General features: G+C 62.7%; 19 protein-coding genes and 1 pseudogene. 14 read left to right on the forward strand and 6 right to left on the reverse strand.

Annotation, left to right across the window (positions count from 1 at the left end):
- Window positions 1-180: 180 nt before the first annotated feature.
- Window positions 181-1,218, forward strand: a complete 1,038-nt coding sequence (locus AC0V7N_RS10105; protein ID WP_475456931.1) for a hypothetical protein — start codon at window positions 181-183, stop codon at window positions 1,216-1,218.
- A 292-nt stretch (window positions 1,219-1,510) separates the two neighbouring features.
- On the opposite strand, the gene secA is transcribed toward AC0V7N_RS10105, so the two are convergent.
- Window positions 1,511-4,243 (reverse strand): preprotein translocase subunit SecA, encoded by a 2,733-nt coding sequence (gene secA / locus AC0V7N_RS10110; RefSeq protein WP_475456933.1) that lies wholly within the window; start codon window positions 4,241-4,243, stop codon window positions 1,511-1,513.
- Between the two features lie 263 nt (window positions 4,244-4,506).
- Here secA and AC0V7N_RS10115 point away from each other — a divergent pair, with 263 nt between their 5' ends.
- Complete coding sequence (locus tag AC0V7N_RS10115; protein WP_475456935.1) at window positions 4,507-5,430, forward strand: peptidylprolyl isomerase; 924 nt, start codon at window positions 4,507-4,509, stop codon at window positions 5,428-5,430.
- Window positions 5,431-5,508: 78 nt separating this feature from the next.
- Here AC0V7N_RS10115 and AC0V7N_RS10120 read toward each other — a convergent pair whose 3' ends face one another.
- On the reverse strand, window positions 5,509-6,108 hold the full coding sequence (locus AC0V7N_RS10120) for a TetR/AcrR family transcriptional regulator (protein WP_475456937.1): 600 nt from the start codon (window positions 6,106-6,108) through the stop codon (window positions 5,509-5,511).
- 297 nt (window positions 6,109-6,405) lie between these two features.
- Here AC0V7N_RS10120 and AC0V7N_RS10125 point away from each other — a divergent pair.
- Window positions 6,406-7,624 (forward strand): annotated as a pseudogene (locus tag AC0V7N_RS10125) (MFS transporter).
- A 21-nt stretch (window positions 7,625-7,645) separates the two neighbouring features.
- Here AC0V7N_RS10125 and AC0V7N_RS10130 read toward each other — a convergent pair.
- On the reverse strand, window positions 7,646-8,875 hold the full coding sequence (locus AC0V7N_RS10130; protein ID WP_475456939.1) for a caspase family protein: 1,230 nt from the start codon (window positions 8,873-8,875) through the stop codon (window positions 7,646-7,648).
- A 169-nt stretch (window positions 8,876-9,044) separates the two neighbouring features.
- Between AC0V7N_RS10130 and argJ the strand changes: the two genes are divergently transcribed.
- From argJ to AC0V7N_RS10155, 5 genes are all read left to right on the forward strand, one after another.
- A complete protein-coding gene (gene argJ, locus AC0V7N_RS10135) occupies window positions 9,045-10,286 on the forward strand; it encodes a bifunctional glutamate N-acetyltransferase/amino-acid acetyltransferase ArgJ (protein WP_475456941.1) in 1,242 nt (413 codons plus the stop codon).
- A gap of 29 nt (window positions 10,287-10,315) precedes the next feature.
- Entirely contained in the window at window positions 10,316-11,083 is a 768-nt protein-coding gene (locus tag AC0V7N_RS10140) for a GNAT family N-acetyltransferase (protein WP_475456943.1), read from the forward strand.
- Complete coding sequence (gene mutT / locus AC0V7N_RS10145; protein ID WP_475456945.1) at window positions 11,076-11,498, forward strand: 8-oxo-dGTP diphosphatase MutT; 423 nt, start codon at window positions 11,076-11,078, stop codon at window positions 11,496-11,498. Before AC0V7N_RS10140 ends, mutT begins: the two co-directional genes overlap by 8 nt.
- Before the next feature lie 129 nt (window positions 11,499-11,627).
- The gene (locus AC0V7N_RS10150; RefSeq protein WP_475456947.1) at window positions 11,628-11,945 is read left to right on the forward strand and encodes a hypothetical protein; all 318 of its coding nucleotides are present in this window, start codon (window positions 11,628-11,630) and stop codon (window positions 11,943-11,945) included.
- Window positions 11,946-12,055: 110 nt separating this feature from the next.
- On the forward strand, window positions 12,056-12,238 hold the full coding sequence (locus AC0V7N_RS10155; protein ID WP_475456949.1) for a Flp family type IVb pilin: 183 nt from the start codon (window positions 12,056-12,058) through the stop codon (window positions 12,236-12,238).
- An 81-nt stretch (window positions 12,239-12,319) separates the two neighbouring features.
- Here AC0V7N_RS10155 and AC0V7N_RS10160 read toward each other — a convergent pair whose 3' ends face one another.
- Complete coding sequence (locus tag AC0V7N_RS10160; RefSeq protein ID WP_475456951.1) at window positions 12,320-13,192, reverse strand: methyltransferase domain-containing protein; 873 nt, start codon at window positions 13,190-13,192, stop codon at window positions 12,320-12,322.
- A 64-nt stretch (window positions 13,193-13,256) separates the two neighbouring features.
- On the opposite strand from AC0V7N_RS10160, the gene AC0V7N_RS10165 reads away from it, so the two are divergent.
- From AC0V7N_RS10165 to AC0V7N_RS10180, 4 genes are read left to right on the forward strand one after another with little or no spacing between them, the layout of a single operon-like run.
- Window positions 13,257-14,057, forward strand: coding sequence for a ComF family protein (locus AC0V7N_RS10165; protein WP_475456953.1), 801 nt, complete (start codon window positions 13,257-13,259; stop codon window positions 14,055-14,057).
- Between the two features lie 26 nt (window positions 14,058-14,083).
- Window positions 14,084-14,353: a glutaredoxin 3 gene (gene grxC / locus AC0V7N_RS10170; RefSeq protein WP_475456955.1), complete on the forward strand. Its 270-nt coding sequence runs from the start codon at window positions 14,084-14,086 to the stop codon at window positions 14,351-14,353.
- 10 nt (window positions 14,354-14,363) lie between these two features.
- Window positions 14,364-15,230, forward strand: a complete 867-nt coding sequence (locus tag AC0V7N_RS10175) for a nitrilase-related carbon-nitrogen hydrolase (RefSeq protein WP_496627820.1) — start codon at window positions 14,364-14,366, stop codon at window positions 15,228-15,230.
- On the forward strand, window positions 15,227-15,652 hold the full coding sequence (locus AC0V7N_RS10180; protein ID WP_475456957.1) for a DUF1178 family protein: 426 nt from the start codon (window positions 15,227-15,229) through the stop codon (window positions 15,650-15,652). Before AC0V7N_RS10175 ends, AC0V7N_RS10180 begins: the two co-directional genes overlap by 4 nt.
- 4 nt (window positions 15,653-15,656) lie before the next feature.
- Here the strand turns inward: AC0V7N_RS10180 and AC0V7N_RS10185 are convergent, their stop codons facing one another.
- Entirely contained in the window at window positions 15,657-16,142 is a 486-nt protein-coding gene (locus tag AC0V7N_RS10185; RefSeq protein WP_475456959.1) for a MarR family winged helix-turn-helix transcriptional regulator, read from the reverse strand.
- Window positions 16,143-16,256: 114 nt separating this feature from the next.
- On the opposite strand from AC0V7N_RS10185, the gene AC0V7N_RS10190 reads away from it, so the two are divergent.
- Window positions 16,257-17,147, forward strand: coding sequence for a DMT family transporter (locus AC0V7N_RS10190; RefSeq protein WP_475456961.1), 891 nt, complete (start codon window positions 16,257-16,259; stop codon window positions 17,145-17,147).
- Window positions 17,148-17,159: 12 nt separating this feature from the next.
- Here AC0V7N_RS10190 and AC0V7N_RS10195 read toward each other — a convergent pair whose 3' ends face one another.
- Window positions 17,160-17,747 (reverse strand): winged helix DNA-binding protein, encoded by a 588-nt coding sequence (locus AC0V7N_RS10195; protein WP_475456963.1) that lies wholly within the window; start codon window positions 17,745-17,747, stop codon window positions 17,160-17,162.
- A gap of 110 nt (window positions 17,748-17,857) precedes the next feature.
- Between AC0V7N_RS10195 and AC0V7N_RS10200 the strand changes: the two genes are divergently transcribed.
- Window positions 17,858-18,982 carry an LLM class flavin-dependent oxidoreductase gene (locus AC0V7N_RS10200; RefSeq protein ID WP_475456965.1) on the forward strand — a complete coding sequence of 375 codons (1,125 nt, stop codon included), beginning with the start codon at window positions 17,858-17,860 and terminating at the stop codon, window positions 18,980-18,982.
- Window position 18,983: the final 1 nt, after the last annotated feature.

Consider the following 18,983-nt stretch of genomic DNA (forward strand, 5'->3'; position numbering starts at 1 on the left):
ATTAAGAAACGGTTGGGTGCGAGCCGTTCTACGACTAGGAAGGAGCGAGGGGTGGAGGGCGCTGCCAGCCTGTGCGAACCTTCCTCGTTAGCACAATTGCTTAGATGTCAGACAATACAGAGGCATAGCCGAGTGCTAGAGTAGCCGGCAGGCCATCTGCATTTCTGGGACAAGCCTTACATGTTTGAAGCGATAAATGTTCGGCGTCCCGCCGCAGCTATTGATATCGGGACGATCGCTGAGGCGTTGTTATTCTACGGAAAAACCCGGCTTATCCTCGATTATGGGAGCTTCGTACTGCTTCTCAAGTCGATAGGTGAATCTGGCCTCGACTACATTGTCGATGAAGGATTCGCTAATCTATCGTACATAAATGCTTCAGACGCAATTTATACGAGTGAGAATGGCATACTTAAGAATCATAATTTTGTAGCTTTCAAGAACGCTGAACATGGAGCATCGCATACTGCGTATGACGATTTCGTAGCTGCATATAAAAGAGCATTCGATACAGAGGTCGGCGCCAAGCTATTTGCTCGAAAATTCGTAGACAAAGTATCTCTATACGAGAGCTACGATCATTTATTTTCAGGGGTTATGCCGCCGCTTCAAAAGTCGCTTTTGGAATGCTTGTCGGATGACGCATTTTGTACAAGCGCTGCAAAAATGATTATTGGGGCGGCCGCTCCAAAATTTGAAATTCCGGCCAAATTTGAATTCAGAAAATATGACAACGTCAACGATAACTCATTCAATATATCGACAAATGTATCGTTTTTTAAAATAAATGAACATATAAAAAATCGAGATATGCAACTAAGTGAAGCTATGGTGCTTTACAAAATTCTGGAAGTCGTAACAGACGTGAATCTTTCAGCATACTTTAATTCTGAGACACTATCAAATGACCTGACATCCGAGTTGCAGAAAATGAGAATCCGAAGTTTTGAGGAAAGAGTTGGGATATCTGACGTAAATTTTTCCAATTTTTCCAGTTTTTTGTTTGATGATATGAGGTCAATACGGGATGTGATAAACAGCGGGCAGAAATCATTTGATGACTATCGAAGTGTTCTCGATAGATCAAAGAAATTCAGAAAATGGATCGCTGGTATCAATCCTGAAAAGAATGCCTTGGCAGAGTATTATAAGGCATGCGTGACCGACACATGGGTCGACAGAATTCCCACAAAAGGAGCACGTTTTGTCCTACCTTAGCCGGTGTCGCGCTGGATGCGTTCTTACCTGCCGGCGTAGGAACAACCCTGGGTGTTGGCGTAGGCGCCACGGATACATTCCTTTTGGATAAGCTAATTAAAGGCTGGAAGCCGAACCAGTTCGTAGAAGACACACTGACGAAATTTGTTTCTGAATAGCTCTTACTGAATAAACATACGCTGTTCTGCGATTGCGCTCTCTTCACCAACCGGTCGTTGAGGTGGCAGGAGATTGTCACGTCTGCCAACATCTCCCTCAGCTAGGGGGAGGTGCCAATTGTTGATCCGTGTGTTTACGCAAACGCCCCATGACAATGCTTGTACTTCTTCCCCGATCCGCAGGGGCAGGCTTCGTTGCGACCGACCTTACCCCAGGTTGCAGGGTTGTTGGGGTCGCGGTCTTCGGGGGCGACGATGGCGTTGCTTTCCTGGCGCACCAGGAGGGCCGTTTCGCCACCTTCGAAATCATTCTCGCCGGTTGAGCCGTCGATATGGGTGCCGAACATGTCGGGGGCTTCCGGAGGCGGGGCTTCGGCGGCCTGGCGGACCAGCTCGACGCGCATCAGCTGCGCGGTGACTGCCTGGCGCAGATTGCCCAGCAACGCCTGGAACAGCTCGAACGCCTCGCTCTTGTATTCCTGCAGCGGATCGCGCTGGGCGTAGCCACGGAAGCCGACGACCGAACGCAGATGGTCGAGATTGACGATGTGCTCGCGCCACAGATGGTCGAGTGACTGCAGCACCACCGAACGCTCGACATAGGTCATCACCTCGGGGCCGAAGCGTTCGGAGCGCTCCTTGGCGGCGACGTCGGCGGCCTGGGTGATGCGCTCGCGGATGTCGTCCTCGGCAATGCCCTCTTCCTTGGCCCAGTCCTCGATCGGCAGGTCGAGATTGAGGAATTCGGCGACCTCGGCCTTCAGGCCGGCGACATCCCACTGTTCGGCATAGGCGTTCTCGGGAATGGCCTTGGCGACGATCTCGTCGATGACGCCCTCGCGCATCTCGGCAATGGTTTCCGACAGGCCTTCGCCGTCCATCAGCTCGATGCGCTGCTCGAACACCACCTTGCGCTGGTCGTTGGAGACGTCGTCATACTTCAGCAGGTTCTTGCGGATGTCGAAGTTGCGCGCCTCGACCTTCTTCTGCGCCTTTTCCAGCGCCTTGTTGATCCAGGGATGGATGATCGCCTCGTCTTCCTTGAGGCCGAGCTTCTGCAGCATGCCGTCCATGCGCTCGGAGCCGAAGATGCGCATCAAATCGTCCTGCAGCGACAGGAAGAATTTCGAGCGGCCGGGGTCGCCCTGGCGGCCGGAGCGGCCGCGCAACTGGTTGTCGATGCGGCGCGATTCATGGCGCTCGGTGGCGAGCACGTAGAGGCCGCCGGCGGCCAGCGCCTTTTCCTTCAGACGCTCGACGTCGGCGTGGATTTCCTTCTCGCGCGCCTCACGCTCGGGACCGGCAGGCATGTCGCCCAGTTCGTCCTCGATGCGCATCTCGGCATTGCCGCCGAGCTTGATGTCGGTGCCGCGGCCGGCCATGTTGGTGGCGATGGTGATGACGCCGGGCTTGCCGGCCTGGGCGACGATCGCCGCCTCGCGCTCGTGGTGGCGGGCGTTCAGCACCTCGAAATCCTTGAAGCCTTCCTTGCGCAGGCGGTCCGCCAGTTGCTCGGACTTCTCGATCGAGGTCGTGCCGACCAGCGTCGGCTGGCCCTTGGCACTGGCTTCGCGGATCTCCTTGACGATCGCCTTGTACTTTTCTTCGACCGTCCGGTAGACCTCGTCGTCCTCGTCCTTGCGGATGACCGGCAAATTGGTCGGGATCTCGGTGACTTCGAGGCCGTAGATGTTGCCGAATTCCTCGGCCTCGGTCAGCGCCGTGCCGGTCATGCCGGACAGCTTCTTGTAGAGGCGGAAGTAGTTCTGGAATGTGACGGAGGCGAGCGTCTGGTTCTCCGGCTGGATCGCCACATGCTCCTTGGCTTCCAGCGCCTGGTGCAGGCCTTCCGAGTAGCGGCGGCCGGGCATCATGCGGCCAGTGAACTCGTCGATGATGACGATCTCGCCGTTGCGAACGATGTAGTCCTTGTCCTTCTGGAACAGCCGGTGCGCTTTCAGCGCGTTGTTGACGTGGTGGACGATGGCGACGTTCTCGACGTCGTAGAGCGACTCGCCCTTCAACAGATCGGCGTCGCGCAGCAGGTTCTCCAGCTTCTCGGTGCCTTCCTCGGTGAAGATCGAGGTCTTCTGCTTCTCGTCGATCTCATAATCCTGCGGCTGCAGCTGGATGATGAAGGTGTCGATGGTGTTGTACATTTCCGAACGGTCCTCGAGCGGACCGGAAATGATCAGCGGCGTGCGCGCCTCGTCGACCAGGATGGAATCGACTTCGTCGACGATCGCGTAATTGTGGCCGCGCTGCACCATCTGGGCGCGCTCATACTTCATGTTGTCGCGCAGATAGTCGAAGCCGAGTTCGTTGTTGGTGGCGTAGGTGACGTCGGCGGCGTAGGCGGTGCTGCGTTCCTCGTCAGACAGGCCATGGACGATGACGCCGACCGAGAGGCCGAGGAATTTGTAGACGCGGCCCATCCATTCGGAGTCGCGCGTGGCGAGATAGTCGTTGACGGTGACGACGTGGACGCCCTTGCCGGCGAGCGCGTTGAGGTAGACCGGCAGCGTCGCGACCAGGGTCTTGCCCTCGCCGGTGCGCATCTCGGCGATGCCGCCATTGTGCAGCACCATGCCGCCGATCAGCTGGACGTCAAAGGGGCGCATGCCGAGCACGCGGCGCGCCGCCTCACGGGCGGTGGCGAAGGCCGGGATCAGAAGGTCGTCAAGGCTGGCGCCGTTGGCGATATCCCCGCGGAATTTTTCCGTACGCCCCGCGAGTTCGGCGTCGGAAAGCGCCCGCATCTCGTTTTCCATGGCGTTGATCGCCTCGACACGAGGCCGGGTCGATTTGACCCGACGGTCGTTGGAGGAACCGAAAACCTTACGGGCGAGACCGCCGAGACTGACCATACAATGGTCCTTTCGATAGAATTCTCAATCTTTAAGATGGGTACCGGCCGGCCCCATCAAATCCGCGTGAACGCACCGCCTGAATACGGGCAAACACAAAAAGCGCCCGGAAAACGGTTCTGGACGCAAAGTCGTTGGACAGATAAGAGGGGGCTCAACTGATGTCAACGCCGCGCTGGCCCTGCCGGTCGCGCCAAATTCCGCCACAATCTGGCTGATCTGGAAGCCACCCCTCCTTACAATCCTTCCCCGGAGTCATTTTCATGTCCTTGTTGTTTCGCCGTGCGTCGCTCGCCAGCCTTGGTCTGGCCTTCGGCCTGTCGGCCCTTTGCCTGTCGCCTGTCATGGCGCAGGAGACCGCCCCTGCTGCTCCCGCCGATGCCGCCGCAGCACCCGCGGCAGCGCCGGTCGATCCGAACGCCGTGGTCGCCACGGTCAACGGCCAGCCCTTGACTGAAGCCGATCTGGTGCTTGCCGAAGGCGAACTGTCGCAGCAATTCGCGCAGCTGCCGCCCGAACAGCGCCGCGCCGCGGCCCTTTCGGCCGCCATCGAAATCCGCGTCATGGCCGCCAAGGCCGTTACCGACGGCCTCGACAAGGATCCCGACTTCCAGCGCCGCATGGCCTTCCTGCAGCAGCGCGCGCTGCATGGCGAGATGGTCGAGAAGGGCGTCGTCGACAAGGTCACCGACGCCGAGATTCGCGCCCGCTACGACCAGGAAATCGCCAACACCCCGCCGGTCAACGAGGTGCATGCCCGTCACATCCTCGTGAAGACAAAGGAAGAGGCCGAGGCGATCATCAAGCAGCTCGACGGCGGTGCCGATTTCCAGAAACTCGCCAACGAGCACACCAGCGATCCCTCGGGCAAGTCCAATGGCGGCGACCTCGGCTGGTTCGGACCTGGCCAGATGGTGCCGGAGTTCGACAAGGCGGCCTTCGCGCTGGAAGTCGGCAAATACACCGAGCAGCCGGTGCAGTCGCAGTTCGGCTGGCATGTCATCAAGCTCGAGGACAAGCGCGCCAAGCAGCCGCCGGCCTTCGACGACGTCAAGGACCAGGCCAAGCAGGCGGTCATCCGCGACAAGTATTTCGCGCTGGTCAAGTCGCTGCGCGCCGGCGCCAAGGTCGAGATCCCGGACGCCAAGCTGAAGCAGGCCGTCGACACGATGGAAGCCGGCAAGTAAGCCTGAACGACGCTTTCAAAGGGCGCGGCAGCCAAGGGTTGCCGCGCCCTTTTTTATTGGCCGGTGTCGCCCGTGCCGTTATCTGCCTGATGCCGCTATGCCGTGCAGGAGATAGCGGACCATCTTGCGTATCGTCGCTTCAGGCTCGTCGAGCCGGTTGATCAAGAGATGCCGCCAGGCATAGGAAGCGACGAGGTCGGCGACCACACCCGGGTCGACATCGCCAGCGATCTCGCCCCTTGCCTTCGCGCGCTCGATGATCTGGCCGGTGTGGTTGCGGCGCCCTCCGGCATAACCGGCAAGGGCGGCGGCCGCGGTTTCATCCGACTGCGCCTCGGCGATCAGCGACCTGAACACGCTGCCCGATGATGTCTCGCGCCAGTGCGTGAACAGATTGATCAGGAAGCCGACGAGATCCTCCTCCAGATTTCCGGTATCGGGAATGTCGACGCGTTTCTGGCGCTGGTAGACTTCGAGCAGCAGGGCCGCCTTGCTCGGCCACCAGCGATAGATGGTCGGCTTGCCGGCGCGCGCACGCCGCGCAACCGCCTCGATCGAGAAACCGGCATAGCCGGCCTCGATCAGCACGGCTTCGGCAGCCTCCAAAATCGCTTCGGCGCTGTCGGGATTGCGCCTGGCGCCAATCGATTTGCGTGCCGGATCGGCTGTTTCGCTCATTTAGCCGTTCCTCCCAAAGCGGTTTCTCGTCTCGGCTGAAACGACAACCCGCTGGCAATTGTTTGCCGCGCCCCGCATTTTTGCCGGCCGGATGCGAACCATCCGCGAGCAAAGCGCTCGTTTTCCTTGCAGCGTTCGTGCGGGCGCCAAATTGCCATTTGGCTGCAAAATGCGCTGATGCCAAGAGATGCTGACACATCGAGATGCTCACACATCGAGATGTTCATACATCATAGCTTGACGAAACGGAACGGTTCGTTCTATTCAACGAAACGTTTCGTTCCGATGGACATCCCCATGACGACCATTATCGCATCCGGCTCCGCACCCGCCGAGACGACAATTTCGAGTTGGATGACCTTCTTACTGGCTGCCGCCTGCGGGCTGATTGTTGCCAATATCTACTATGCACAACCACTGATCGGCCCGATCGGCGCCGAACTTGGCTTGCCGCCACATGCGGCGGGCCTGATCGTTACGATGGCCCAGATTGGCTACGGGGTGGGCCTGCTGTTTATCGTACCGCTTGGTGACCTCATGGAGAACCGCAGGCTCGTGCTCGGCATTCTCGCCGTTGCAACGCTTGCCTTGCTGGCTGCGGCGATTTCAACGCAGCCAGCGGCTTTTCTGGCCGCGATGCTGTTTGTCGGCCTTGGCTCGGTCGCGGTGCAGACGCTTATCCCCTATGCGGCGCACCTGGCGCCGGAAGCCAGGCGTGGCCGCGTGGTCGGCAATGTCTCGGTGGGATTGTTGCTCGGCATAATGCTGTCACGGCCGTTTTCCAGCTTCATCACCGCGCTGTCGTCCTGGCATGTGGTCTACTTCACCCTCTTGCATTGTCATGATCGTGCTGACCGTGGTGCTGCGGTTTGCGCTGCCCAGGCGCGTGCCGACGGCGCGTCTGAGCTACGGCGCGCTTTTGGCGTCCATGGTGCATATTATGCGCACGACGCCGATCCTGCGCCGGCGGGCTCTCTACCAGGCGTTCCTGTTCGCGGCTTTCAGCCTGTTCTGGACGACGACGCCGCTGCTGCTGGCCGGGCCCGATTTTGGCTTGACGCAGCGCGGCATCGGCCTGTTCGCATTGGCCGGCGTCGCCGGCGCAATCGCTGCGCCGCTCGCCGGAAGGGTTGCCGACCGCGGCTGGAGCCGGCCGGCGACCGTCTTTGCCATGCTGTGCGTCGCTGTCGCGTTTCTCATCACCCACATCGCGCGCAGCGGCTCGACGCTTTCGTTGGCGCTGCTGGTCGCCGCCGCCATCGTGCTCGACTTCGGTGTGCAGACCAACCTTGTCCTCGGCTACCGGGACCTGTTCGCACTCGGCGCCGCACATCGCAGCCGCCTGAACGGACTTTACATGGCGACGTTCTTCATCGCCGGCGCAATCGGCTCAGGCGTCGGCGGTTGGGCCTATGCGCAAGGCGGCTGGCCGCTGGTGTCCTGGATCGGCCTGGCGCTGCCGGTTGCGGCACTGCTCTGTTTCGTGACCGAATTCACGTCGCGCGAAAGCGCGTGAATTCGCACCCGGATAGGGTCATCATTGCATCGCTTGCGATGTCTCGGACTCGATGCGCCACCCATCTTCGGCCTTGACCAGCCCGAGCGTGACGCGCGCCTTGCCGGTCAGCCGTGCCGCCGACTTGTCCTTCGGCACATAGTCGTAGCGCATGGCAAAGGCGGCCTCAGTGCGATCCTCGCCATGCGGCGTGATCTCCAGGCTGCCAGGCTCCAGCCCAAGCGACCACGAGGCCCATTGCGCGAACCAGTCGGTCTTCACCTTGACGATGGCATCGGCGTCGTAGTGTGTGCCGAAAATGGTCGCCGACGAGCCGTAGATCCGCTTGACCGTTTCGCTCATCGTTCTGGTGTCCGGCGCCAGATAGTCCCGGCGCAGGAATTTCTCGATCGAAGTTTTGTCGTCGCCGACGGAGCGCTCCAGCGCCGCGACCTGCGAGGCCGGCGCGGGCTCAGCCGCCGGTTTGGGCTCGGGGGCAGGCCCTTCACCCGGGACGAATTCGAAGCGTTCCAGCAGCGAGCCCTGCTCCCAGGGGCGCTGGCCTTCGCGGGTTTGCGAAACCACGTCGCGGCGCACCGCGATCATCATGTCGTTGATGCTCTGGCCGGGCTCGGCGATGTGCCGCAAAAGAGCTGATGCAAAGGGCGAGTTGCGCCCGCTGCCGTCCATGGCGACCGCACCCGGCGCCGTCGAGAAGGCGATGAAGGAGCCGCGCGTCGAATCGAACTGCGCCAGGCCGGCCAGCGCCGTCGCCGAGCGCGTGGTGGCGGTGCGGCTCAGACTGCGGGCAAACGGGTTGTTGCGGCAGGCGTCGAGAAACACCAGGCTGACCTTGGTCTGCTGTTCCATGATGTCGAGGACTTCGTCGATCGGCACGGCTTCAAGCTGCAGCTTCACCGGCATATCGAGCCTGGCGTCGACCGGCACGATGTAGTTGCGCCCGTCGACCTGCAGGCCGTGGCCGGCATAGTAGAAAAGCCCGGCGCCCGCGCCTTCGAGCGCGTCGGAGAATTCGCCGATGCTGCGTTCGAGCTCGCGCTTGCCGAGATCATTGCCTTCGATGACCTCGAAACCGATGGAGCGCAGCTTGTCGGCGATGTCGAGGGCGTCGTTGACCGGATTGGCCAGCGTCCCGGCCTCGGCATAGCTGCCATTGCCGATGACGAGCGCCACGCGCCGCGCCGGCTCAGCGTCGGCGCTCAGCAGCAATAGTCCCAGAAATGCCCATGCGAGGATCGCAAGCCTGCCCATGGGACGCAATCATAGCGCCACAGGCCCCGGCGATGCCAACAGATTTGAAATGCAAGCTTAATTCCAGGTGGGTTACGGCCGCGGGCAAGCGCGACGAAAACGCCCTTGCGCCGGCGCGGCGTATCGGGCAAACCGGCCTTCCCTTGCGAATTTCCCGCCCGAGGTCCCCATGTCCACGACGATTTCGCCGCTCGCGCCGAAGAAATACCCCAAGATGCCTGTCATTGAAGGGGTGCGCATCGCCACCGCCGAAGCGGGGATAAAGTACAAGAACCGCACCGACCTCCTGGCCATGGTCTTCGACGCCGGCACCACGGTCGCCGGCGTGTTCACCAAGTCGAAATGCCCCTCGGCGCCGGTCGATTTCTGCCGGCAGAACCTCGGCGCCGGCAAGGCCCGGGTGCTGGTCGTCAATTCCGGCAACGCCAATGCCTTCACCGGCCAGAAGGGGCGCGCGTCCACCGCGCTGACCGGCGAGGCCGCGGCCAAGGCCGCGGGCTGCACGGCAAGTGAGGTCTTCCTGGCCTCGACCGGTGTCATCGGCGAGCCGCTCGACACAACCAAGTTCAGCCATCTGCTCGCCGGACTGGTCAGCGACGGCAAGCCCGACCTGTGGACCGAGGCGGCGAAGGCCATCATGACCACGGACACCTATCCGAAAGTGGCGACGGCGACCGTCAAGCTTGGTGACACCGATGTCACCATCAACGGCATTTCCAAGGGAGCCGGCATGATCGCCCCTGATATGGCGACGATGCTGTCCTTCATCGCCACCGATGCGCCGATCGCAGCCCCGGTGCTGCAGGACCTGCTGTCGCGCGGCACGGCCAAGACCTTCAACGCGGTGACTGTCGACAGCGACACCTCGACCAGTGACACGTTGCTGATCTTTGCCACCGGCAAGGCCGCCAAACGTGGTGCTCCCGAAATTACCGATCCCAAAGATGCCCGCCTTGGCCAGTTCCGCCGGGCGCTCGGCAAGGTGCTGAAGTCGCTGGCACTGCAGGTGGTGCGTGACGGCGAGGGTGCCCGCAAGCAGGTCGAAGTCACCGTCACCGGCGCCAAATCGGCTCGCTCGGCCAAGCGCATCGCGCTGTCGATCGCCAATTCGCCGCTGGTCAAGACAGCGGTCGCCGGCGAGGACGCCAATTGGGGCCGCGTGGTCATGGCGGTCGGCAAGGCCGGCGAGCCCGCCGATCGCGACCGGCTGTCGATCTGGTTCGGCGACAACAGGCTGGCGCATGAGGGCGAGCGCGATCCGGCCTATTCGGAAGAAAAGACCTCGGCCTACATGAAGCGCGACGATATCCGCATCCGCGCCGATATCGGCATCGGCCGTGGCAAGGCGACGGTGTGGACGTGCGATCTCACCAAGGAATATGTCGCCATCAATGGCGATTATCGGAGCTGACGGTTTTGGCTTCCAGGCATCCGGCAAGCATGCTCGCGATCGTGCGCCGCTACGAGGCGGCGGGCTTTCGCGCCTGGCCCGCAGCCGCCGTCCATTATGACGGGACCTGGGTGGTGCGGCTGACCGCCGGCCATCCGGCCAAGCGGCTGAATTCGGTCAATCCGCTCGATCCCGGCGACATCCAGCACATCGCCGACCGCATCGGCCGGGCCAGCCGCCGTTTCGATGCCTATGGCAGGCCGCTGACGTTCCGCATGTCGCCGCTGTCGGGTCCCGATCTGGCCGGTCATCTCGACAAGGAGGGCTGGAGCCGGTTCGGCGAGTCGCTGGTCATGCGGCTGCCGCTGGCCGATGCGCAGCTCGATGCCGCTATGGACCAGATCCCGCTCAAGGACATCAGCCGCTTCATCGGTGCTTTGCTCAAGGTCAGCGGCTCGGACATTTCGCTGCGGCCCGGCCTGTCGGAGATCATCGGCGCCATCCAGCCCGAGGCCGGGCTGTTCGCGCTCGAGGATGAAGCCGAGGCGCTGGCGACGCTGATCTGCGTGCATGACGGCGATCTCGCCGGCCTGTTCGAGGTCGCCACCGACAAGGCGGCGCGCAACAAGGGCCATGGCCGCAACCTGATCCTGTCGGCGCTGAAATGGGCAAGGCTGCGCGGCGCGCGCGAAGCCTGGCTGCAGGTCGAGGCCGGCAATGTGCCGGCACTGGCGCTCTATCGTTCGCTCGGCTTCGAGGAAGTCTATCGCTACCACTATCGCCAGCCGCTGGTCATGAGTGAAGCTGGGGATGAATGACCTGGCAAATACCGGCAAGCGGCTGCTGCTGGTCGCTGCCTGCGCGCTGGTCGACACCGACGGCCGCGTGCTCCTGGCGCAGCGGCCCGAGGGCAAGCAACTCGCAGGCCTGTGGGAATTTCCCGGCGGCAAGGTCGAGCCCGGCGAGACGCCTGAACAATGCATCATCCGCGAATTGCATGAGGAGATCGGCATCGAGACCGATATACCGTGCCTAGCGCCGCTTACCTTCGCCAGCCACTCCTATGACGACTTCCATCTGTTGATGCCGCTGTTTGTCTGCCGCCGTTTCCGCGGCATCGCCCAACCCCGGGAAGGCCAAGCGCTGAAATGGGTGCGGCCAAGAGAGATGCGCGAGTATCCGATGCCGCCGGCCGACGCGCCGCTGATACCGTTCCTCATCGACCTGCTCTGAGGGGCGGCGACGGGATCGGGACCACGATCCGTATCAGCCAGCGTTAATGGAAGATTTATCTGATCATGAAAAATTGATGCATGGCCGTGTCCTTGCGGCCGCGTCGCCAATTCGCTGGGGAGCGATAGTATGAGCCTGGACAGGGATTGGGATTCGATCCGGCCCGACCGCAGCTTCCGTGCCGCCGATGCGGGCATGGGCATCCTGCGCATCACGCTGCTGTTCGGGTCGGCCGCGGTGGCGCTGGCGCTGATCGCGACCCCTTTCCTCGACAGCCAGACGCGCTCGCAATCGGCGCGCGATGATTTTCCCGGCGGTCTCGACATGACGGCCACCGGCTCGATCAGCCATCGCAACACCTATACGGTGCGCCGCAGCGTACTGCAGCCGGAGCCCGATTCAGTCTGCATCATCGGCTCCGATGGCAGGACCAGCGGCGACTGCTGACATGGTTAAGATATTTTCGAGAAGGGGGCGGTTTCACCGCCTGTTAAGGCTTTGCCATTAACCTTTCTTAACAGATCGGCGGTAAGGTCCTGGCAAGGGGGATCGAGGTTATGAAAACAATGCTGCTGCGTTTTCTGACGGACGAGACCGGCGCCACGGCCGTCGAATACGCCTTGATCGTCTGTGTGCTGTCGCTGACGATCATCGGCGGCATCGGCCAGGTCTTCAACTCGATCACATGGCTGTTCAGCGACAACACCAGCAGGCTTTCGAACGCCTTCGCCTCGCCTTGACCGCAATCGCGACGGGCGCCTGAAGCGCGTCGCTGTGCATGTCGTCTTCCCAAAACCGAGGTCACTTTTGGGCGACATGCATCAGTGTTCGTCGGAACCCTCCAGTATAGCCTTTAGCGAGACCTTGGCTGAACCCGGCTTCAGCGGTTTCTGCTGCGACGCATCGGGGGCCCAGCCAGACATCCAGACCATCGAGAAACTTGCCCGGATCCGACCATCGGGGTCGGAAAACCGCTCGGCATAGATTTCCGCGGCACGGGCAAACAGTCCGCGTGTGCCCGGCCGCCGGCTGCGATCGGCGAGCGCACTGGTTTCGCCCATGGCGCGCAGGTCGGCCATCAGGGCAAACAGATTGGCATAGCGCACCGTCACGGTCTCGACGTCGGCGACCGGCAGAGCGAGACCGGCGCGTTGCAGCAGCGCACCGGCATCGCGCACGTCGGTGAAGGGGATGACGCGCGGGCTGACGCCGCCATAGAGTTCGGTCTCGGCCGCAAGCAGGCACTCGCGCAATTCAGTGAGCGTGCCGGCGCCGGCAAAGGCGCCGAGGAAGAGCCCATCCGGCCGCAGCGCGCGGCGGATTTGGATCAGCATGCCGGGAATGTCGTTCATCGCCTGTAATGACAGAAGCGACACCGCCAGATCGAGGCTTTGCGGCTCGAACGGCACGGTTTCCAGCGGTGCGACCAGGCCGTCGGCACCATTGAGGAAAACCGCGTCCGTCTCGACGCGGGCGATCTCCGTCACCTTGCCGCTCGCGGCGAGCACATCGGCCGCGGCCGGCGTCTGGCAAAACAGCACCGCCGCTTTGCCGAACCGGCGCTCGACGGCGCCCAGCCGGTCGGCAAGGTCCTCGGCGGCGCGGTTCATGAGGAAATCGGCACCGTCGACCGGATGCGTGAGCGCACGCCGCTTGTGCGCCAGCCAGAGATCGGTATCCATTATCGGCTGCAACGGGCGCATCCTTGTTTGTCCCCGCCCTGATATAGTTGGTATGCTAGCGCGGAGAACCAACCACGTGGCCGATCCGATGCGAGAGATCAAGTCCATCGGGATCAGGAACCTCACCCGCTCGGCTCTCGGCTGGCCGGCGCGCATCCTGTTTCCGCCGGTCTGTGCCGGTTGCCGCCGGCATGTCTCGCAGCCCGGCGTGCTGTGCGGCGCCTGCTGGCCGAAGCTGCGGCTGCTGGAGCGTCCCTGGTGCCCGGTGATGGGCACGCCCTTCACCCATCATATGGGCGAGGGCTTTCTGTCGGCGGAGGCGATCGCCGATCCGCCGCCCTTCGAGCGGGCGCGGGCAGCCGTCGCCTATTCCGGCGTTGCCCGCCAGATGGTGCAAGGGCTGAAATACCAGGATCGCACCGATCTCGCCCCTTGGATGGCACGCTGGATGGTGCGCGCCGGCGCCGATCTCATCGCCGAGGCCGATGTGGTGGTGCCGGTGCCGCTGCACTGGCGGCGGTTTTTCCGGCGGCGGTTCAACCAGTCGGCGGAATTGGCGTGCGGGGTTTGCGAGCTCAGCGGGCTGTCTTTCGCGCCTTCCGCCATGCGGCGTGTCAAACTCACCCGCCAGCAGGTCGGGCTGGAGCGGCAGGAGCGCGAGGAGAATGTGCGCGCCGCCTTTCGTGTGCCGGCCGAGGCGGAAATCGAGATCGCCGGCCGCAGGGTGCTTCTGATCGACGACGTCTACACCACGGGCGCCACCGTGCGCGCGGCCACCAAGGCGCTGAAAAGGGGAGGTGCGGCCGCCGTCGACGTGCTGACCTTTGCGCGTGTGTTGCCGGGGGACTTCCGGGCGGACGAGTCCGCGACTATATAAGTCGGCAACGAAAGCGGAAATTCGTCATGGTCGATGTCACGATCTATACGCGCATGATGTGCGGCTACTGCACGGCGGCCAAGCGGTTGCTGGAGCGCAAGGGCGTCACTTACACCGAGCATGACGCTTCGTTTTCGCCGGAACTGCGCCAGGAGATGATTTCCAAGGCGCACGGGCGTACGACCTTTCCGCAGATTTTCATCGGCGACACGCATGTCGGCGGCTGCGACGACCTCCACGAGCTGGAGGCCGGAGGCCGGCTGGACAGACTGCTCGCCAACGGCGCGACGATTTGAGGGTATGATGATGGGTGTTTTCAAGGCGGCTGCAATCCAGATGCGTTCAGGCGAGAGCCCGGAGCGCAATGCGGTCGATCTCGAACGGCTGGTGCGTGAAGCGGCGGCCCAGGGCGCGAACTACATCCAGACGCCGGAAATGACCGGGGCGCTGATCCGCGACAAGGAAGCGCGTGCAGCCTCGTTCACCTCCGAAGACAAGGACATCATCGTCGCGACCGCACGCAGATTGGCGCGCGAACTCGGCGTCTTCCTGCATATCGGCTCGACCGCCATCCTGCGCGCCGACGGCAAGCTCGCCAACCGGGCGCTGCTGTTTGGTCCGGATGGTGCTGTGCTCGCCACCTACGACAAGATCCACATGTTCGACGTCGATCTCGACAATGGCGAGTCCTGGCGCGAATCCGCCGCCTACGAACCAGGCACGGAGGCCGTCGTAACCGAGGTCGCCGGCGCCAGGCTGGGCTTTGCGGTCTGCTATGATCTGCGTTTCCCGCAACTGTTCCGCGCCGAGGCGCTGGCCGGCGCCGATGTTTTGACCGTGCCCGCCGCCTTCACCCGCCAGACCGGCGAGGCGCACTGGCATGTGCTGCTGAGAGCGCGTGCCATCGAGAACGGCGCCTTTGTCGTCGCCGCCGCGCAAGGCGGCCTGCACGAGGACGGCCGCGAGACTTTTGGCCATTCGCTGATCGTCGATCCCTGGGGCCGCATCATCGCCGAAGCCGCGCATGACGAGCCCGCGGTGATCGTGGCCGAGATCGACCCGGCGCAGTCGCTCGCGGCGCGCAAGAAGATCCCCAATTTGAAGAATGCCCGGGATTTCACCATCAATGCCGGTGCAGTGGAGGCGCCGCGTCTCCGGGGTGCTGCCTCTTGATCCGCTTTGCCCTGATCTGCGAGCACGAGCACGAGTTCGAGGGCTGGTTTCGCAGCAATGACGATTTCGACACCCAGAAGAAGCGTGGCTTCGTCGATTGTCCGAGCTGTGGCTCGCACAAGGTGCAGAAGGCCCTGATGGCGCCCGCTGTCTCCACGGCGCGCAAGCAGGAAACCATAGCGCTGGCCATGGGCGAGGCGCAGAAGCAGGCGTTGGCGCAGCTCAAGGCCATGGCCGAGAAGGTGCGCGAGAATGCCGACTATGTCGGCGACAAATTCGCCGAGGAAGCGCGCAAGATCCATTTCGGTGAGAGCGACGCACGCGGCATCTATGGCGAGGCGACACTCGACGAGGCCAAGAGCCTCGCTGAGGATGGTGTCGAGTTCATGCCGATCCCGGTGTTTCCGGACGACCGCAACTGAGCTGTCAGCTCACGCTGCCGATCAGTTTCTCAAGCAGACGTGAAAGCGCCTCCCGTTCGGTGTCGCTCAGGCCGGCGAGGATTTCGTGCTCGTTGGCGACGTGGGCGGTCAGGGCCTCGTCGATCAGTGCCAGACCTTTCTCGGTAAGCTGCACGACAATGCCACGCCGGTCGTTGGGGTGTGGGCCGCGCAGGGTCAATCCGGCCTTTTCCAGTCGGTCGAGTCGGTTGGTCATGGCGCCCGATGTCACCATCGTCGCCTCGTAGAGAGCGGTCGGTGTCAGCGCGTAAGGGGCTCCGGAGCGGCGCAGCGTCGCCAGCACGTCGAACTCGCCGGCCTGCAGCCCGTAGCGGGCAAACAGCGGGGCGAGGCGGTCGCGAGCAATCAGCGAAGACGCCTCGTTCAGTCGCCCGAGCACGCCCATCGGCGAGACATCAAGATCCGGCCGCTCCCGTTTCCACTGCTCGATCGCTCGCGCTGCCCTGTCCACTGTCTCACCATTAAATATCTTGACGTTAAGAATCTTTGCGTTATCTTACCTCAAGACGCAGAACCGGCCAAGCCGCAAGTGCCACATTTCGCAAGTGAGTGACGGGACAATCCGATGAAATTTCTCTGGGAATCGGCGCTCGGCCTGCTGATCGTCACCGGCGGCCTGCTTGGCCTGACGCTGCCCTTCGGCAAGCTTGCCACGGCCGCCGGTGTGCCGCCCATGGTCTGGGCCTTCGTCATCTCGCTCGGCGCCGGCGGCGTGCTTTTGTGCGTGCTCTTGGCACGCGGCGAGCGCATCCGGCTCACCCCGCACAAATTGCGCTATTTCTTCGTCACGGCCGCCGTGTCCTATGCCGCCCCCAATCTCTTGATGTTCTCGGCCATTCCGCACCTTGGCGCCGGCTATACCGGCATCATGTTCACGCTTTCGCCTGTCATCACGCTGGTGTTCTCGATCCTGCTGCGTGTCCGGCGTCCCAACATGCTGGGCATTGTCGGCATCGCTGTCGGCTTCGTCGGCGCCGTCATGGTGGCGGTGACGCGCGGCGAGGCCGGCCAGCCGGCGGACCTGTTCTGGGTGGTGATGGGACTGCTGATCCCGGTCAGCCTTGCTGCCGGCAACATCTACCGCACCGTCGACTGGCCGGAAGGCACCGGCCCGATCGAGCTTGCCGTCGGCAGCCATCTGGCGTCGGCGACGCTGCTGCTGGCCGGCATCCTCGCTTTGTTTGGCATCAAGGCCTTCGTTCCGCTCGGCGGCGTGCCGCTGGTCGTCGTCGCGCAGGTCGCATCGGCGTCGGCGATGTTCGCCTTCTTCTTCCGGCTGCAGGCGGTCGGCGGCCCGGTCTATCTCAGCCAGATCGGCTATGTGGCGGCCGCCGTCGGGCTGTTTGCCGGCACGATCTTCCTTGGCGAGCACTATCAGCTGCTGACCTGGGTCGGCGCCGTCATCATCACCGTCGGCGTCTTCATCACCACCAAGGCGCAAAACCAGAAAGCCTGAGGACGCCAGGGTTCAGTCCGCGCCGTCGTCGCCGCCGGGCTCCGGCCTTGGATGCCGGCGGCGGTGCGTGGCGGCGGCGCGCGCCGCCTGTTCGTAGATGCCGGTCATCAGTTCGAGCGTGCGCGCGACATCCTCCAGCTTGTCGGCCATTTCGGGAATGCGCGTCACCGCATCGATGAGCAGGACGGAGCGGATGTCGGCATAGCGCTCGGTCACGCGATGGCCGAGCGGCGTCACTTCATAGGTGACACCGGCCCTGCCGCTGCCGGTGCGGGTGATCAAACCGCCCTTGAGCAGTTTGCGCAGGCTGTACTGGATGTTGGGAATGTCGTCACGGTTGGTCATCTGGGCAAGATCGCGCACGCTTTTCGGGCGATCGTTCATCCGGATGATGTGGAGCAGCGCGTTCTCGGGTCCGCTGGCGGAAAACTCGATCACCGTGGCGAGGCACTCGGCCTGCCAATGGCCGAACGCCTCGTAGGAACGCATCAGCGCGTACTCGACTTCGGTGACGTCGATTTCCAGCGGCGTGCGCGCCAGATGCCAGCCGCGATCCAGCAGCTCGGCCTGTGTTTCCAGAGATTTGCGCCGATCGTTCATCTGCCTGTCCCCCGCCATCAGCATGCGCCGATCCCGGTGATTGCGTCTACATGGTTTTATGATAGACTTTCTATCATAAATTATAAGCAAAAATGAGGAGAACGTCACCCATGAGCATGCTCGACAAGACTGCGCCTCATGTGCAGCCCTTCTTTCTCGGCACCTTCGCGTCCAATTGCTCCGGCGGCATGACCGTCACCAAAGTGCCCGAGCGCTGGGTCAGTTCCTGGGACAACAATGTGCGGCTGGCGCATCTGCTCGACGAGGCCGGCATCGACTTCATGCTGCCGATCGCGCGCTGGATCGGCTATGGCGGCGAGACCAATTTCCACGGCAATGTACTGGAGACGATCACCTGGGCGGCCGGGCTTCTGGCGCTCACCCGCAACATCACGGTTTTCGCCACCACCCATACCGCGGCCAACCATCCCGTCGTCGTCGCCAAGCAACTGGCGACCATCGACCAGATCAGCCGCGGCCGCATCGGCCTCAACATCGTCGCCGGCTGGAACAAGCCGGAATATGAAGCGCTTGGGCTGACGCTGCCCGATGACCATGTCACGCGCTACAGTTATGCGCAGGAATGGTTCGATATCGTCCGGGCGTTGTGGGAGCGCTCGGAGGCCTTCGACTGGGACGGCACCTGGTTCAAGCTGAAGAATGTTCTAGGCGACCCGCGCCCGTCCTCGCGGCTGCCGATCCTCAACGCCGCCGGATCGGAAGAGGGCCGCAAATTCGCGATCCGCAACGCCGATTTCCTGTTCACGCCGGCAATCGACCTGGCGCGCTCCAAGGATGAGATCATTGCGCTGAAGGAGCAGGCGAGGGCCGCCGGCAGCGATGTCGACGTGCTGACCTTCGCCCATGTCGTCTGCCGGCCGACCGAAAAGGAAGCCACGGACTATCTTGAGCATTTCGGCCGCGCCAATGCCGACTGGGCGGCGGTCGACAATCTGGTGCGGCTGCAGTTCGCCCATGCGCAGTCGTTTCCGCATGATCTCCTGGCGCTCATTCGCGACCGCATGGCGGCGGGCCATGGCGGCTTCCCGCTCACCGGCACCCCCGAGCAGGTCGCCGACGGGATCACCGCCTTGCATGCGGCAGGCTTTCGCGGCTCGACGCTGTCCTTTGTCGATTATGTCGAGGAATTCCCCTATTTCCGCGACACCGTGCTACCCATTCTCGAACAGAGAGGCATCCGCATCGCGCCGGCCGCGATGCGGTCGGCGGCATAGC

Source organism: Mesorhizobium kamtschaticum (assembly GCF_056174585.1).

Coding starts and splice junctions, on each gene's coding strand:
- argJ (WP_475456941.1), top strand. CDS start 9,045: ATGTCCACGACGATTTCGCCGCTCGCGCCGAAGAAATACCCCAAGATG.
- mutT (WP_475456945.1), top strand. CDS start 11,076: ATGAATGACCTGGCAAATACCGGCAAGCGGCTGCTGCTGGTCGCTGCC.
- AC0V7N_RS10115 (WP_475456935.1), top strand. CDS start 4,507: ATGTCCTTGTTGTTTCGCCGTGCGTCGCTCGCCAGCCTTGGTCTGGCC.
- AC0V7N_RS10105 (WP_475456931.1), top strand. CDS start 181: ATGTTTGAAGCGATAAATGTTCGGCGTCCCGCCGCAGCTATTGATATC.
- AC0V7N_RS10150 (WP_475456947.1), top strand. CDS start 11,628: ATGAGCCTGGACAGGGATTGGGATTCGATCCGGCCCGACCGCAGCTTC.
- AC0V7N_RS10175 (WP_496627820.1), top strand. CDS start 14,364: ATGGGTGTTTTCAAGGCGGCTGCAATCCAGATGCGTTCAGGCGAGAGC.
- AC0V7N_RS10200 (WP_475456965.1), top strand. CDS start 17,858: ATGAGCATGCTCGACAAGACTGCGCCTCATGTGCAGCCCTTCTTTCTC.
- AC0V7N_RS10155 (WP_475456949.1), top strand. CDS start 12,056: ATGAAAACAATGCTGCTGCGTTTTCTGACGGACGAGACCGGCGCCACG.
- AC0V7N_RS10130 (WP_475456939.1), bottom strand. CDS start 8,875: ATGGGCAGGCTTGCGATCCTCGCATGGGCATTTCTGGGACTATTGCTG.
- AC0V7N_RS10140 (WP_475456943.1), top strand. CDS start 10,316: ATGCTCGCGATCGTGCGCCGCTACGAGGCGGCGGGCTTTCGCGCCTGG.
- grxC (WP_475456955.1), top strand. CDS start 14,084: ATGGTCGATGTCACGATCTATACGCGCATGATGTGCGGCTACTGCACG.
- AC0V7N_RS10190 (WP_475456961.1), top strand. CDS start 16,257: ATGAAATTTCTCTGGGAATCGGCGCTCGGCCTGCTGATCGTCACCGGC.
- AC0V7N_RS10120 (WP_475456937.1), bottom strand. CDS start 6,108: ATGAGCGAAACAGCCGATCCGGCACGCAAATCGATTGGCGCCAGGCGC.
- secA (WP_475456933.1), bottom strand. CDS start 4,243: ATGGTCAGTCTCGGCGGTCTCGCCCGTAAGGTTTTCGGTTCCTCCAAC.
- AC0V7N_RS10195 (WP_475456963.1), bottom strand. CDS start 17,747: ATGAACGATCGGCGCAAATCTCTGGAAACACAGGCCGAGCTGCTGGAT.